We start from the raw sequence: 14808 nt of genomic DNA, 5'->3' as shown, positions 1-14808 counted from the left end.
TTTTGGGGCGTTGGCCGGGCTATCCGCTATATCCACCTTGCGGCCCGTAAGGTTTCGTACCCCAAAAAAGAGCTCCGCTGTCGCTTTTTTGAGCAGCCAAACCTAAACGGCCCGCTGCGGTCGATGCCGCTGCTATCCCTAACGCTCTTGCCATATGGGGGAGCAATCTGTTTTTTATGTGATAGATTAGTTCCGAAAAACCTTCTTATAATAGGATGGTAATAAAATTACGGAATGGCCTAGTTTTATAAAAGTAGTGGGTTAAATACGCTATTTTAAATAACCTTCTCACCTAATGTGCGTATACATGTCAGTTGAAGCCTTTTATGTAATTGATTGCCAGTCACATATCTTCTTCATCGGTAATTATTTTGTCAAAACTAAATATCTCGTTTCTGCCAGTTTATCTTTTGTAATATATACTTCTATCGGTTTGTGATTTAAATTTGTCCTTAGTAAAATCGGCTACCTTTGTTTGAAGCAGGTTGGCTTGGTTTCTGTCACCTTTACCTTTACTAGCATTACAAAACTTAAAGTCTTTGGCGTATAGTGTTTTACCAATACTATCGACGTCTTCATAATCGGCGTAGGCATTCTTCATTTTTTGATATTCATCAGGTACGATCTAAGGGTATTGTAAATCAGATTTAACCAAAGTCATTGAAACAAAAATAAATCCTGTCAAAACAAAAACACCCTTTTTAATAGTATTGATAATCATACTGATATGTTTTAAAATTTATAAACCCTAGTAATAGTGAAGCCGAATAAAATATCTCACTTGAAAAAATCGTTTTTGTTGTAGGCATAGTTTTCTTGGCGTACAATACCATTTAAGTTCGAAATCAATAACCGAAATTCGTACCCAGAAGTTGCAAATTCAAAACCTAGGCTGAACGCGGGTTTCGGGTTGATATCAACACCATCAACTTCCTAATAATTTGTATAGGAATGACTATAATCGAACAAGATTGACGTCTGCGGACTTATTTTGCACCCTCCTCCAAAGGCGATACCGAAAATATCATTACCAAAATCATTTTCCACAAAATTATGATGTGATAGACTAGGGCAACTTGAAGCGAAAGGTTTCGGTTAAAACGTTTCGCATTAATGATTCGATTAAAAAGGGAAAAACGATGTTGCGAAAATTCGAATAGTTTCTTTGGCCTGGCATCGATTACAAAATTACCATATATGAGATGCTAAAAGGTACTTTATCATACCGTGTTTGTCTTAACAACCTTGCATTTAAACTGAAATCTTGAAGGCGTTTGAATTTGGTCGTACCAAAACCTAACGTGACCTCGTCAAGAAAGCATAACTTACTCCGATTCGTATGTTGGCGGGAGCCCATAGCCCAGCAAAATCATTTTCTCCACCATTAACAGTTCCAAATCAATGTTTTTATGCATTTCAAGACTTTTTCCGAGAAGAGGATATTGGTAGGGATATCGACAATGAAAGAATTCTCGAAAGCCGGCCATTGGGGTTTATCAATGATGCTATCTTTTTTGGTTATCTGCGCGGTTGCAAAAAAGGGTAAAGACGAACAGATGCATAAAAATATTTTCAATTGATTCATTTGGAAAAGTTTGAAGTTTAATTGTTTAAGGCACCTTGTTCAAACCACTTTTTGACTAATCCAATATCTGAAGATGATAATGGCCCGCTAGGAGGCATTATGGATGGATTTGCCAATGATCTTTGATAAAGAACGCTGGAATCAAGATTATTGGGGACCACGTAAGAATCGTTAATAATTGAACTGTAGCTGTTGCTCACTGTTAAATCTGGAGATGACACTATCAGTGGGTGACAAGCTGTACAATTTGAAGTCAAGATAGGCTGGATATCAAGTTGAAAGGAAACTAGTGTATCCGTTGGTATTTCTTCCACCACTTCATCGTAATAACAGCCTGATAATAAAAACACTGGTATTAACACTATTAACCGGTATATGCGTATTTGCTTTTTCATATTTAGAAATTAAAATCAGCAGTTTATTCCTTACAAAACTTGGTTTAAGTTTGAGAATACCTTGCAAAAGGAAAACATTTTTATCTTAAAAACAAATAAAAATACCTTTTAATCATTCAATAAAGATGAAATGTAGTTTTTATTAAATAATGGCTACTTTATATGATTCTTAAGAAATCTAGGTGGGCCGGTTAGATATGAACAATCTACATCTTATATGACTAACATAATAGTATCTGATTTAATAGTAAAAATTGATAAAAGATATTTCTATCATTAATACTGACTTTTGTCATGTTTTTTCATTTCTGTTGCCTCTAAATTTGCACATATGAAAGACTATGTAATTCTCTTGGTTGCCCTTACCATGTTGGTAAAGCCACTTTGGCCGGTAGCGGAGTATATTATGAAATACGATTATATTGTTACTGTTTTTTGTGAGAATAAAGATAAACCAGAGCTGCAATGTGATGGCAAGTGTTATTTAGCACAAATGCTGGCTGAAGAGTCTCGACAGAACGAGAATAATCCTTTTGGGGAGGAGCAATCTAAGACGGAGATTCAACATCTGGTCTTTTTCCAATCACTTTTTTCACATGAATTTACCTTAGGTTTATACAGCGAAGCACAAAACAATTTCAAAACCGCTCAACAACTTATTTCTACACTTTTTACTACCGATATTTCCCAACCACCGGAGTTGATCTGATTTTTCTTTTTGTACCGATTTTTCGTCAGGATAAAAATTCCTTGATGGTTGCCGCGTACCCTTAAACGATTCAGAATCACATTAAATCCATTTAAATGAAAACTATATTTTTTGGCACTTCCTTGGGAATGCCTTACACGAAAATAAGATTTCAATGTATTTTGGTTCTTCTTTTCTGTACCCTTTTTATAACACAAAATAATGCCCAAGAACGACCTGTTGAGGCCTTTCAAGATTCCATAATCCAAATAGATTTAGATGAGGTCGTTTTGATTTCATCCTATAAAAAAGGGTTGGAGCATAAGTCGCACCACAAACCGCTTTCTACGCTAGATGAGTACTTGGAGTCTTCAAAAAAGGTAAGTATGATGAAGCGTGGCGCCTATGCTTGGGAACCAGTGCTAAATGATATGACGTCTGAAAGGCTTTCAGTCACTATTGACGGTATGAGAATTTTCGGGGCCTGTACCGATAAGATGGATCCTGTAACCTCTTATGTAGATGTTTCTAATTTGTCGGAAGCCCATATTTCAAGTGGGCAACAAGGGGCGGAGCAGGGAGCGACCATCGGAGGGGCTTTGGACTTGCGCCTAGAAAAGAGCAATTTTAAACCTACGGGATTTGTGGGTGCTTTTGAAACTGGAGGGGAATCGGGCAATAATGCGCGCATTGTAGGCGGAGAATTCAATTATTCCGATGAATCTTTTTATGTAGATACCGATATCATTTATCGAAAGGCGGAAAACTATACCGCTGGTGGTGGGGTGGTAGTCCCATTTTCGCAGTTCGAGAAATACAATATATCGGTAAATTCAGGGTACAAGGTCAGTGATGACCAAAAACTGACGGGCACATTTATTTTTGACGAGGCACGCGATGTTGGTTATCCCGCTTTGCCTATGGATGTTTCCTTGGCGCAAGCCTTTATCGGTTCCGTAAGTTGGTTCCAAAATGACTTTTTAGGGAGATTTACGGATTGGGAAACCAAACTCTACGCCAATACCATCACCCATATCATGGACGATTCGAAACGTCCGGATGTGCCCATTCGGATGGATATGCCCGGTTGGAGCGATACCTACGGATACTTTACGCAGGCAAAGTTAAAAAGCGAAAAACATGAATTCCTGATAAAGTTGGACGGTTTTTATAATCGCTCTTTGGCCGAAATGACCATGTATCCCAACAATCCGAATGAAAGGGAGATGTTTATGTTGACGTGGCCCGATGTACGCACCTTGAATTCAGGTTTTTATGCCGAAGATGTTCTTAAAATGAAAGAAGGTTCGTTAAAACTCTCTACACGTTTGGCATTTCAGAATTTCAACATTGCCGATGAATTCGGATTGAACAGCTTGCGAATTTTTTATCCTGATGTAACGCAACGTCAGAATCGGTTTTTAAAGAGTGTATCTGCAAGGTACCAACAGAAACTGGCACTTTTTGATTTGACTACGGGCCTTTCGTACGGCGACCGTGCACCGTCGGTTTCCGAAGGTTTCGGATTCTATCTCTTCAACAGTTTTGACAACCACGATTATATCGGCGACCCTGATTTGGAAAATGAAAAGGCTTTGGAAGCGAATATGAAACTGAGCATGACGGAGAAGAATTTCAAGCTGAGCCTTGAGGGAAACTATTTTCACATTACGGATTACATCATCGGAGAAATTGACCCTACTTTGAGCGTAATGACCATAGGGGCGGATGGGGTAAAGATTTATAAGAATCTTGAATCCGCCGATTTGTACAACGTTTCTTTGGATATGGAGTATAAATTGTTTCCCGAATTAAAGTGGTCGGGAGTAATCTCTTACCATCGAGGAATCGGGCAGGGTGGACGTAATCTCCCCTTTATTAGTCCGTTGGCTTATGGTTCAGATTTACTGTTTACCCATAAAACCTTTTCAGGTTCTTTGTCCATGCGCGGTGCTGGACAGCAAGTGAATTTCAATCCCGAATTCGGAGAAGATGAAACCGATGCCTATACTGTCTTTTCGTTGAGCATAGGCAAAGAATTCACTTTTAATCAAGATAATTTATACGTAAAACTAGGTATAGAAAACATTTTTGACGAATTCTATTCCACGTATACCGACTGGAACAATATTCCCCGAATGGGACGGAGTATTTTCGCCACGGTTTCGTATGCAATCAATTGACGAACAAAAAGAAAAATTTAAAACATTAACAAACAGATTTCCTTTTGAAGAGAATGACAATAAAACATAATTAATCATGAAAACTATAAAAATTTTATTCATAGCAGTACTTTTTTCAATCGCCTTTACATCATGTACAGATGAAAATGATGACCCGATTATCATGGCCGAGGAAAATCCATTGGCGGAGTTTAATATGCTCACGGCTTTAAAGGCGAACGGACATGAAATCGAGGTGTATTCCGAGCAAACACAATTTACCATAGGGTATAACGAATTGTTTTTCCGCATTAAGGAGGAGGCTACAGATAGTTATATTTCTGACGCGTCGATTACCATGATGCCGATAATGCACATGACCGAAATGATGCACAGTTGTCCGAAATCGGAAATCTCTAAAACGGATGATGCTTCTGTTTATAAGGGGTTTGCCATTTTTCAAATGCCCGGTAACGCAGAGGAATATTGGGATTTAGGTTTGGAGTACTCCATAGCTGACCAAATTTTTGAAGCAAAAGAGAGCATTGAGGTGAAGCTACCTGCAGATGGTAAAAAGCGTGTTTCAAGTTTTATGGGTGCGGATGATGCACGGTACATAGTCGCTATGATGCCGATGACACCCGAAGTAGCAATTAATGATTTTTCAGCTATGGTTTTTAAGATGGAAAATATGATGACATTTCCGGCCGTGGAGAACTATACCATTTCCATCGACCCAAGAATGCCAAGTATGGGAAATCATAGCTCTCCGAATAATGAAGACCTAAGTTATGATACTTCGTCTGGAATGTACAAGGGAAAACTTTCCCTAACTATGACGGGCTATTGGAAAATCAACCTGAAATTGATGAATACTTCGGATGAAATTTTGAAAGGAGAAGACATTACCGAACAAAACGAGGGAAGTAGTATGTTTTTTGAAATTGAATTCTAAAAAACTTTTTCATTTTTTTAAAAGTCATTCTTTAAAAGGGATGGCTTTTTTTATTCTCATATAACCCCTGTGGTATCTGGTCTTTTTCAAGTTACCCCAATGAACAATGGACTTTGATAAATGTAATTTTTGGTATACTTATAATGATTTAGCAGGGGAAAAACACATCTGCTTTTTTAATATCGTGTATTAAATCAAAAATCGTTGTGTTCTCCAAAATTTTCAAGAAATTAGTTTTGCTGGGACCAACCAATTCATGAAGCATACATGGATTGCCAACATTACAATTGCTTATTCCCAAGACACATGAATTTATGCGATTCTCGCCATCTATTACTTTAACAATATCTAAGAGCGAATGTTGAAGTTCTTCTTCAGTTACATAAAATCCGCCTTTGGGACCCCGAATCGAGGAAATAATACTATGTCTCGAAAGTTCTTGTAACAACTTGGCAAGATATGCTTCTGAAACATGAATAGCAGCATAGATATCCCGGACCATAATTTTTTTATCCTTACTCGAATTTAAGGCCAAGAATAGTACCGCTTTAACTGCATATTTTGAGGAGTTCGAAAGCATCTTTTAAATTGTTGGAATCAGGGTATAAAGTAAAAGAGATGTTTTTATCCTTAATATGACATTCGTCATATTTTATTTCTTTTCATGGATTTACTTTTGGGTCATTAATTAGTAAACAATCCTAAAAATGAAAATAGCATATAAAAGTTTGGCAATTGTTTTTTCCGTATTCCTGATGAGTTGCGGAGGAAAGGAGAAAAAGGAAAATGACAGATTTAGCATAGACCGTACCAAATCAACTGAAAAGCCAGTTGAAGCAGCGCCTGCTGCTGATGCGGTACCAGCCTCTCAACGTATTACTCTTGATGAGAAGGGCGTAGGTCAAATCAAGGATATTACCCTTGACCCTGAAATTAACACTGAAATGGCTGCTGCTGGTGAAGCACTCTACAAAACTAACTGTACCGCTTGTCACAAATTGGACAAAAGGTTTATAGGGCCATCTCCAGTAGGTATTTTGGAAAGAAGAAGCCCTGAATGGATTATGAACATGATTCTCGATCCAAAATTGATGACCGAACAAGATCGCTGTGCCAAAGATTTGTTGATAGAATTTAACGGTGCGGCTATGGCCAACCAGAATTTGACCGTGGAGGAGACCCGGTCGATTCTTGAATATTTTAGAACATTATAAATCCAAATAATTATGAGAACAACCACCAATTTTAAACTAGTTGTCGTCTCGTTTTTAATGCTGTTTTTGATTTGCAGTTGTAAAAATGAGGCCAAGACAGAAACGACCACAACGGATTCTCCGAATACGGAATCTGGAACGGTAACTGAAAAACAAGGGCAGGCCTTTATCGAAGATGATGTATCAAAGCCTAATGTATTGCAGATTGCCATTGGTTCACCCGACCATACGACCTTAGTCGCTGCTGTTCAAGCGGCAAGCTTGGAGAATGCGTTGGTCAATGCAGGGCCGTTAATGGTCTTTGCGCCCACCAATGCCGCTTTCGATGCACTGCCGGCGGGAACCGTAGAGGATTTGTTGAAGCCTGAGAATAAAGACGCTTTGGCCAATATTCTAAAACATCATGTGACCGCTGGAAACTATGATAAAGAATTCCTCAAAAAGTTTAAGAAGCTCGGTCAGGCGAACGATCAGAATACAACGGTCGAGGTAAAAGGCGATGATGTTTATGTAGGAGGCGCTAAGATACTTGCTAGCATCCCTGCAGGTAACGGAATCGTGCATGTGGTCGATAAGGTAATTCTTCCCCCATCCGAATAAATAATCAATAAGAACAGACAATTAAATACGTAAAAATGAAAAAGTATAATTCTTTTATAACCGCGCTTATGGCCTCGGCAATGCTGTTGACCGGCTGTGGAAATCAGAACGGCAACGGCGGCTCCAATAGTGCCTTGGCCTCTAACAATGCCGAAAAGGTATATGTCGCTCCCGGTGAGCAAGATGAGTTTTACGCCTTTATGTCCGGTGGATATAGTGGTAACTTGACGGTTTACGGACTTCCTTCGGGCCGTATGTTCAAAGAGATTCCAGTATTCTCGCAATTTCCTACGTCAGGGTATGGATATTCCGAAGAGACAAAACCGATGCTGGAGACTTCCTTTGGTTTTGTTCCCTGGGACGATTCGCACCACCCCGATATTTCACAAACGAACGGGGAATTGGATGGTAGATGGATTTTTATCAACGGGAATAATACACCAAGGATCGCCCGTATCAGTTTGAGTACTTTCGAGACCGAAGAAATTATTGAGATACCTAATAGTGCAGGGAACCACAGTTCTTCGTTCATTACGGAGAATACGGAGTATGTAGTGGCAGGTACGCGTTTTTCAGTGCCTGTGCCACAACGCGATATGCCCATCAACGAGTATAAGAGTAACTTTAAAGGAGCGCTTTCTTTTATTAGCGTGGATCCGGAACACGGCCATTTGGATTTGAAATTCCAGTTGATGATGCCAGGGTTCAATTATGACCTGTCACACCCGGGTCGTGATAAATCTCATGGATGGTTCTTCTTTACGACCTATAACACCGAAGAGGCCAATTCACTTTTGGAGGTAAACGCCTCTCAGAACGACAAAGATTTCATTGCCGCCGTGAACTGGAAGAAAATAGAAGAGTACGTGAACAATGGCGGAGGAACCATGATGCCGGCGAATTATGCACATAACGTTTACGATGAGCATACCCATACCGCAACTTCGACCATGAGGAAAGAAGTATTGACGGTTGACCCCTTAAAAGTACCTGGCGCAGTATTTTTCTTACCAACGCCAAAATCGCCTCACGGTTGTGACGTTGATCCAACAGGACAGTATATTATCGGAAACGGTAAATTATCAGCTGATTTAACGGTACACTCTTTTGATAAGATGATTGCCGCAATCGATGGTAAAAAATTCGATGGCGAGGCTTACGGAATTCCAATACTAAAATTCGAAGATGTTTTGGCCGGAACTGTTAAAAGTGGTGGATTAGGCCCTTTACATACAGAGTTTGATGGAAAAGGTAATGCGTATACCACCTTCTTTATTTCTTCGGAGGTGGTTAAATGGAAATTAGGAACATGGGAAGTGATCGACAGAAAACCAACCTTCTATTCCGTAGGTCACTTGATGATTCCTGGAGGTAATTCAAGAAAACCCTTTGGAAAATATGTGGTAGCCATGAACAAGATTACAAAAGATCGTTACCTGCCCACAGGACCTGAATTGGAGCATTCTGCCCAACTCTATGACATAAGCGGTGATAAAATGGAGCTTATTTATGATTTTCCAACACATGGCGAGCCACATTACGCTGCCGGCATTCCTGCAGAGCTATTAGCTCCTAAATCGAAAAAGATTTACCGATTGGATGAGAATAGGCATCCGTCTGCGGTATTAAACCCTGATCAGGCGAGGGTAGAACGTAAGGGTAACGAGGTACATATTTATATGTCGATGATACGAAGTCACTTTACCCCTGATAACATAGAAGGCGTTAAAGTGGGTGATAAGGTCTACTTCCATATTACCAACCATGAGCAGGATTTTGATGTACCGCACGGTTTCGCCATGATCGGGCAGAACACTTCGGAACTGTTGATTATGCCAGGCCAGACCAAATCATCGGTTTGGGAGCCAAAATCACCCGGGGTATGGCCATTCTATTGTACTGATTTCTGCTCTGCTTTGCATCAAGAAATGCAAGGTTATGTTAGAGTTTCGCCAGCGGGATCAGATGTACCTTTAACGTATACTTTGGGAGAATAGCATTTATTTAGTGGTTTTTTTTCAAACGAAAAGCGGGCTGTGTCCAAGACCGACCCGCTTTTTTAATGGAAAAACTTCCTTAAAAAGGAACATTCGTATCATAATTTAAGATTGTAGAAAAATGAAAAAAGCAAGTATCATAATGATTATAGGCCCCTTGTTTCTATTGGGATTGTTCTTCTTTCCCCTATGGAACATTATGTTGGGCGCTCCTCAATACCCAGAACCATTAGGTATGAACATTCACATAGATGGTATTCGCGATATGAACGAGTTCGATTTACAGAATATAGATGGTTTGAACCACTACATCGGTATGCGCAAGTTGCCTAAACCGGAAGAAATGTGGGAGTTTAAAACTTTTCCTTTGGTCATAGGTGGTATGGTTGCTTTGGGCGTACTAATCGGGTTACTGGGTTTCTTGGGAAAAGTAAATTATAAATGGTTTTTAGGATGGTTTGTTTTGATGAGCATTCTAGGTGTCTTGGGCATGTACGACTTCAACGCTTGGATGGTGGATTATGGCACGAATCTAGACCCGAATGCTATTATGAAGCTTGCGAATCCTGATGGTACACCTATGAGTTACAAACCGCCACTTTTCGGTAACGCCAAGATGTTGAATTTTGATGTGACCTCACTACCTGAAAAAGGAGCTTGGATGATGTTCACCGGAATGAGCCTTACTTTAGTGGCTTCTTTTGTAGGTTGGAAAAACGGGTCTAACTCATAAAATAATAAAACTGGAAAACTAGCAACTTCATGAAAAAGCACATTATTAATTTTGTCATAGCCTGTATCATTCTAACAGGTTGTAAAAATACTCCCAAGCAAATTGCCTATGGAACGGATGGATGCCATTTTTGTAGCATGACCATTGTCGACAAGCAACATGCTGCACAATTCATGACCAAAAAAGGAAGAAGTTATGCCTTCGATGCTTCGGAATGTATGTTAAACCATTTAAAGGAAATTGACGAAGAGACGATTGCAGTTTTTTTGGTCAATGATTATAATCAACCAGGAGAATTGATTGATGCCACTACAGCTACCTATTTGATAAGTAAAAACATTCCTAGCCCGATGGGCGATTTTTTAAGCGCATTTGCGACCATGGAAGCTGCACAAAAAGCACAATTGGAAAATGGTGGAGAGCTCTACAATTGGATGGAATTGGTTCAATATTTTGATAGAAAATAGAGGCTGACTTTTAGAACGTGTAATAGGAATGATAAAGGAATTGGATACATTAGAATGTTTAGAAGTACTTGACACCAATTATCATGGTCTACTGGCATATATTTCAGGTAAAAGTCCATTAGTTGTTCCGATTACCTATTTTCACGATAATGAAGAGAATAATATTTTGAGTTACTCTTCCGAAGAATTTAAATTGAATGCTATGCCTGAATAGGGAAACATTTCACTACAGGTCGATGATATCCAATCAATTCAAAATGGCTGTTGGTACTGGTGCAAGGTAGTTTTGAAGAGCTTAAAGAAAGTGCTTCTAAACACTATTTGCATAACTTTTTTGAAGGGGTTCAAGAAGCAATCGTTAAAGGAAAGGAAACATATCCAAAGTTCATTCAAGATTTTACAAGTCGATTACAAAAAGGAGGAATACCCTTAGTATATTGCATCAATATTTCAAAAATCATAGGAAAACATAGAAACGATGAAAACAACTGAAATCAGTGATTCTGAAATCAAAATAGGCACTGTTGACAATACCATTGCTTCTCAAACTTTTGATAAGCTCCAAGTTCAAAAACTCGTTAAAACCGAATCATTAGAAGTGCTCAGTATCACTTTGGAAAAAGAGACTATTTTTCCGGAACATACCTCATCGAAAGATGGCCAATTGGTAATGTTGGAGGGAAGTATCGTTTTTCATATCAATGATGAGGATTTCTTTCTTGAGAAACAACAGAGCATAGGTTTTCCCAAAGAGAAAAAGCATTGGGCCGCGGCACGTCAGAATTCTAAGTTTCGGATTATAAGATAATATGCTGAAACTTCTAATTTTCATCCATATTTTAGCTGCAACCATATGGACTAGGGGCCACCTGATTCTAGCACTTCGGGTTTTGCCCAATGCTTTAAAAAAGAAAGATTTTCAGATTATACGAACCTTTGAATCCCAATTCGAGCCAATCGGCATACCAGCACTTTTGATCTTAACGGCAACCGGTATTTATTTTGCAACAGAATACGCCCCGAATTTTTTCAAATTTGATTTTGATCTTCATCATACCAAACATATTGCATTGAAATTGGTACTTTTATTTGCAACCGTTATATTGGCCTTACATGCTCGTTTGGTTTTGATACCCAAAAGAGCCCTAAAACCATTGGCGATGGATATCATAGCGGTAACAGTATTGGCCGGACTATTCGTTTTTGTAGGGTTTGATTTAAGAAGTGGAGAAATGTTATGAGAAAAAAAAAATATTTAGTAGCGCTTATTATGAGTTTCCTGTTTGGCCTACAGGTTTCAATAGCGAATACAATAACCGTTTGTGCTTCCTGTGAAGTTACATCCGTTAAGGAAGGCATAACTATCGCCTCTGCATATGATACCTTGCTAATTAAAAAGGGAACGTATCACGAGTATAACATACTTGTGGATAAACCTCTCATATTACTCGGGGAAGATTATCCGATTATCGATGGAGAAGATCAAGGTGAAATCATTCGCGTTGTTTCCGATGATGTAACTATCGACGGGTTGTTCATTGTCAACGTGGGTACAAGCTACACCTCCGATTATGCCGCGATTCGCGTTGTAAAAAGCGAGAATTACCTGATTCAGAATGTTGTTCTTGAAAAACTGTTTTTTGGAATCTATTTAGAGAAATCGAACAACGGAAAGGTATATCACAATAAAATAATCGGTGATGCCAAGGATGAATACAATTCCGGAAACGGTATACAATTGTGGTATTCGCACAATGTTGTGGTAGACCGAAACATTGTTCAAGGTGTGCGCGATGGTATTTATCTGGAATTCTCCGATAACGTCACCATAAACAATAACGAGAGTATGAACAATTTGCGGTATGGACTTCATTTTATGTTTTCCAACGATGACGTGTACACTGATAACGTTTTTGAAAACAATGGGGCAGGGGTAGCTGTGATGTTTTCTAAACGGATAAAAATGATTGGCAATACGTTTCGAAAGAATTGGGGCACTGCAGCCTTCGGAATGCTCTTAAAGGAAATTAACGACGCTGAGATCAGCAACAATACATTTGAGGAAAACACAATCGGAATAAACATCGAAGGCTCAAACCGGATTGATTATAAGAACAATAGTTTTATAAAAAACGGATGGGCAGTAAAAGTTCTCGGAGCCTGTTATGCAAACACATTCACTAAAAACAATTTTTTGTATAATTCTTTTGATATTTCTTATAACAGTAAATTGAACGATAACGTATTCGACCAAAATTACTGGAGTGACTATACGGGTTACGATTTAGATAAAAATGGTGTGGGTGATGTGCCTTATCGCCCAGTAAAACTATTTTCCTATATTGTAAACAGGACCCCTGAGACCATTGTTTTATTACGCAGTCTATTTATGGATATCATCGATTTTTCCGAAAAAGTATCCCCCGTTTTTACGCCAGATAACTTATTAGATACACATCCCCTAATGAAAAAAGCACTATGATTCAAGTTGAAAACTTACATAAGAAATTCGGAAAGAACGAAGTACTCAAGGGTTTGGATCTTGTTATTGAAGAAGGAGGGATTTTTGCCGTACTAGGACCGAATGGCTCAGGAAAAACAACTTTGATCAAAAGTATTTTGGGTATGGTCGTTCCCAATATGGGCCTGATTTCGGTCCGAGGTACAGCAATCAAAAAGAACTGGAAATACCGTAAGGATATTGACTACCTACCACAGATTGCCAATTTTCCAGGAAACTTGAAAGTTAAAGAGTTGATACGTATGATCAGGGATCTTCGCCAAATGCCCAGTTCAGAGGAAGATTTAATCGAATTATTTCAACTTGAACCCTTTTTGAATAAAAGGCTATCCACCTTATCGGGGGCACTAAGCAGAAAGTAAATATCGTCTTGGCTTTCATGTTTAATTGTTCTATTCTGATTTTAGATGAACCCACCACAGGTCTAGACCCGGCTTCCTTGATTCGATTGAAAGAACTTATCAAGAAAGAGCGAGAAAAGGGAAAAACGATTTTGATAACCTCCCATATCATGCAATTTGTTGCCGAGGTCGCGGACGATATTGTTTACCTATTAGAAGGTAGAATCTATTTTAAGGGAAGCATTTCCGAATTGCAGAAAAAGACTAACCAAACCGATTTAGAACACGCCATAGCGGCCATAGCAAATCAGAACGCCCATGTTTAAAATATTGAAATATAGTTTTTACGATCTCGTTCGTAGCCGATGGAGCTATGTGTATTTTCTATTCTATCTTATTTTAGGCTTTGTGCTTTTGTTTTTGAACAATGATGTTTCAAAAGCAGTAATTACTTTGATGAATATTATTATTGTACTCGTTCCGTTGATTGGAACTATTTTCGGGGTCATGTATTATTACAATTCCAAGGAATTTACAGAACTGCTGCTAGCGCAACCGATTAAACGTTCTTCGATTTTCTTAGGGCAGTACCTGGGGGTAGCAGGATCGTTAACTTTGAGTTTGGTTTTAGGCCTTGGTATTCCATTCTTACTTTATGGATTGTTGCGAAGTGATGCTATTTTTGATTTCAGTTTATTACTGGTAACCGGGGCATTTTTGACCCTTATTTTTACGGCATTATCCTTCAACATAGCAATATCCAACGAAAATAGGATCAAGGGCTTTGGATATGCCGTACTATTGTGGTTGTTTCTTGCCGTTGTTTATGATGGCCTTTTTCTAATGTCATTGATTATTTTTAAGGAATATCCATTGGATGGTTTTTCATTAGGTGCGACTATGTTTAACCCCATAGACTTATCTCGGACGTTGATTCTTTTAAAACTGGATATTTCGGCCCTTTTAGGATATACCGGTGCTGTATTTAAGCAATTTTTCGGTACAAATCAAGGTTTGATAATTTCGATGTTGATGCTCTGCTTATGGACCATCTTACCTATATGGAGTTTAGTTTTTAAATCAAATAGGAAAGATTTCTAATATGAATCCAAATAGCTTATTTTTCCTTTACATCTATAATTTAATGCAA

Annotated in this window: 15 protein-coding genes and 3 pseudogenes; 13 read left to right on the top strand and 5 right to left on the bottom strand. The window is 38.7% G+C overall.

The window, feature by feature from the left end:
* Positions 1-19 precede the first annotated feature (19 nt).
* The 4 genes and pseudogenes from MS6x_RS01460 to MS6x_RS01445 all read right to left on the bottom strand — a co-directional run bounded on the left by MS6x_RS01460 (position 20) and on the right by MS6x_RS01445 (position 1341).
* Positions 20-154 carry a hypothetical protein gene (locus tag MS6x_RS01460; RefSeq protein ID WP_482605007.1) on the bottom strand — a complete coding sequence of 45 codons (135 nt, stop codon included), beginning with the start codon at positions 152-154 and terminating at the stop codon, positions 20-22.
* Between the two features lie 249 nt (positions 155-403).
* Entirely contained in the window at positions 404-601 is a 198-nt protein-coding gene (locus MS6x_RS01455) for a hypothetical protein (protein ID WP_482605006.1), read from the bottom strand.
* Between the two features lie 176 nt (positions 602-777).
* Positions 778-1047: pseudogene (locus tag MS6x_RS01450) on the bottom strand (DUF5777 family beta-barrel protein).
* Positions 1048-1180: 133 nt separating this feature from the next.
* Positions 1181-1341 (bottom strand): annotated as a pseudogene (locus tag MS6x_RS01445) (DUF5777 family beta-barrel protein).
* 970 nt (positions 1342-2311) lie between these two features.
* On the opposite strand from MS6x_RS01445, the gene MS6x_RS01440 reads away from it, so the two are divergent.
* The 3 genes from MS6x_RS01440 (at position 2312) to MS6x_RS01430 (ending at position 5785) form a co-directional block, all read left to right on the top strand.
* Positions 2312-2689 (top strand): hypothetical protein, encoded by a 378-nt coding sequence (locus MS6x_RS01440; RefSeq protein ID WP_482605005.1) that lies wholly within the window; start codon positions 2312-2314, stop codon positions 2687-2689.
* A 95-nt stretch (positions 2690-2784) separates the two neighbouring features.
* Positions 2785-4851, top strand: a complete 2067-nt coding sequence (locus tag MS6x_RS01435; protein ID WP_482605004.1) for a TonB-dependent receptor — start codon at positions 2785-2787, stop codon at positions 4849-4851.
* 76 nt (positions 4852-4927) lie between these two features.
* The gene (locus MS6x_RS01430; RefSeq protein WP_482605003.1) at positions 4928-5785 is read left to right on the top strand and encodes a hypothetical protein; all 858 of its coding nucleotides are present in this window, start codon (positions 4928-4930) and stop codon (positions 5783-5785) included.
* 148 nt (positions 5786-5933) lie between these two features.
* Here MS6x_RS01430 and MS6x_RS01425 read toward each other — a convergent pair whose 3' ends face one another.
* Positions 5934-6365 carry an RrF2 family transcriptional regulator gene (locus tag MS6x_RS01425; RefSeq protein ID WP_482605002.1) on the bottom strand — a complete coding sequence of 144 codons (432 nt, stop codon included), beginning with the start codon at positions 6363-6365 and terminating at the stop codon, positions 5934-5936.
* Positions 6366-6492: 127 nt separating this feature from the next.
* Between MS6x_RS01425 and MS6x_RS01420 the strand changes: the two genes are divergently transcribed.
* The 10 genes and pseudogenes from MS6x_RS01420 (at position 6493) to MS6x_RS01375 (ending at position 14759) form a co-directional block, all read left to right on the top strand.
* Positions 6493-6999, top strand: coding sequence for a c-type cytochrome (locus MS6x_RS01420; protein WP_482605001.1), 507 nt, complete (start codon positions 6493-6495; stop codon positions 6997-6999).
* A gap of 12 nt (positions 7000-7011) precedes the next feature.
* Entirely contained in the window at positions 7012-7599 is a 588-nt protein-coding gene (locus tag MS6x_RS01415; protein ID WP_482605000.1) for a fasciclin domain-containing protein, read from the top strand.
* 35 nt (positions 7600-7634) lie between these two features.
* Positions 7635-9596 carry a Sec-dependent nitrous-oxide reductase gene (nosZ, locus tag MS6x_RS01410; protein WP_482604999.1) on the top strand — a complete coding sequence of 654 codons (1962 nt, stop codon included), beginning with the start codon at positions 7635-7637 and terminating at the stop codon, positions 9594-9596.
* A gap of 121 nt (positions 9597-9717) precedes the next feature.
* Positions 9718-10329, top strand: a complete 612-nt coding sequence (locus MS6x_RS01405) for a hypothetical protein (protein ID WP_482604998.1) — start codon at positions 9718-9720, stop codon at positions 10327-10329.
* Between the two features lie 29 nt (positions 10330-10358).
* Positions 10359-10796, top strand: a complete 438-nt coding sequence (locus MS6x_RS01400) for a nitrous oxide reductase accessory protein NosL (protein WP_482604997.1) — start codon at positions 10359-10361, stop codon at positions 10794-10796.
* A 478-nt stretch (positions 10797-11274) separates the two neighbouring features.
* Complete coding sequence (locus tag MS6x_RS01395) at positions 11275-11604, top strand: cupin domain-containing protein (RefSeq protein ID WP_482604996.1); 330 nt, start codon at positions 11275-11277, stop codon at positions 11602-11604.
* A gap of 1 nt (position 11605) precedes the next feature.
* Positions 11606-12037: a copper resistance protein CopD gene (locus MS6x_RS01390; protein ID WP_482604995.1), complete on the top strand. Its 432-nt coding sequence runs from the start codon at positions 11606-11608 to the stop codon at positions 12035-12037.
* A gap of 29 nt (positions 12038-12066) precedes the next feature.
* On the top strand, positions 12067-13278 hold the full coding sequence (locus tag MS6x_RS01385) for a nitrous oxide reductase family maturation protein NosD (protein WP_482607124.1): 1212 nt from the start codon (positions 12067-12069) through the stop codon (positions 13276-13278).
* A pseudogene (locus tag MS6x_RS01380) lies at positions 13275-13984 on the top strand (ABC transporter ATP-binding protein). The gene MS6x_RS01385 and the pseudogene MS6x_RS01380 overlap by 4 nt, the downstream one beginning before the upstream one ends.
* On the top strand, positions 13977-14759 hold the full coding sequence (locus MS6x_RS01375; RefSeq protein ID WP_482604994.1) for an ABC transporter permease: 783 nt from the start codon (positions 13977-13979) through the stop codon (positions 14757-14759). The pseudogene MS6x_RS01380 and the gene MS6x_RS01375 overlap by 8 nt, the downstream one beginning before the upstream one ends.
* The last annotated feature ends 49 nt before the right edge of the window (positions 14760-14808 follow it).

The sequence above is a fragment of the Maribacter sp. MS6 genome, from assembly GCF_056839185.1.
Note: the sequence above shows the minus strand (reverse complement) of the source record. Positions and strands in the feature narration are given on the sequence as shown.